The sequence below is a fragment of the uncultured Microscilla sp. genome, from assembly GCF_947493425.1.
GTDB lineage: Bacteria > Bacteroidota > Bacteroidia > Cytophagales > Microscillaceae > Microscilla.
Genome location: NZ_CANLRP010000497.1, coordinates 1 through 447 on the forward strand (window position 1 = coordinate 1; position 447 = coordinate 447).

The window sequence follows — 447 nt, forward strand, 5'->3', positions numbered from 1 at the left end:
CAAAGCGCTACTGACTAAATTATGAATCGGTTTGAAGTGACTATGGTCTACCGACTACCAACTCCGGACTAAAATTTAGTTTGTTTGAGCCAGCCCAAGGCAGTATTTTTGCCCATAAGCTTCATGTATAACACTTTTAAAGAAAAGACAAAAGAATGAAAAAAAACAGAAAACAACGCAAAATGTTGCGGGATTTTTACAACGATGCTTGCAGTCCCCAACAATTGCAGCAAATCAAGGGAGGCAACTGTTGTGATGGAGAAGATAGCGGAGGAGTAACCCCGCCCCCACCGCCCAGCGCTATGGCTAGGGTAGTACCGCTCTGGCAAAAGTGGGGGAGCAAATAGATAGGTATTGAATGGGGGCTTGGTGAGCCCTCTTTTTTTTGGGGGTGAGCTTCAATGGACTTAAATTATGAATGGTTTAATTACGAATTACGAATGAGTC

1 protein-coding gene is annotated in these 447 nt (G+C 43.4%); it reads left to right on the forward strand.

The window, feature by feature from the left end:
- The first annotated feature begins 155 nt into the window (after positions 1-155).
- A complete protein-coding gene (locus Q0954_RS34480; RefSeq protein ID WP_299466771.1) occupies positions 156-347 on the forward strand; it encodes a hypothetical protein in 192 nt (63 codons plus the stop codon).
- Positions 348-447: the final 100 nt, after the last annotated feature.

What these genes read in the sequence shown, in the direction of transcription:
- Q0954_RS34480 (WP_299466771.1), top strand. Translation starts at nt 156, where the DNA reads ATGAAAAAAAACAGAAAACAACGCAAAATGTTGCGGGATTTTTACAAC.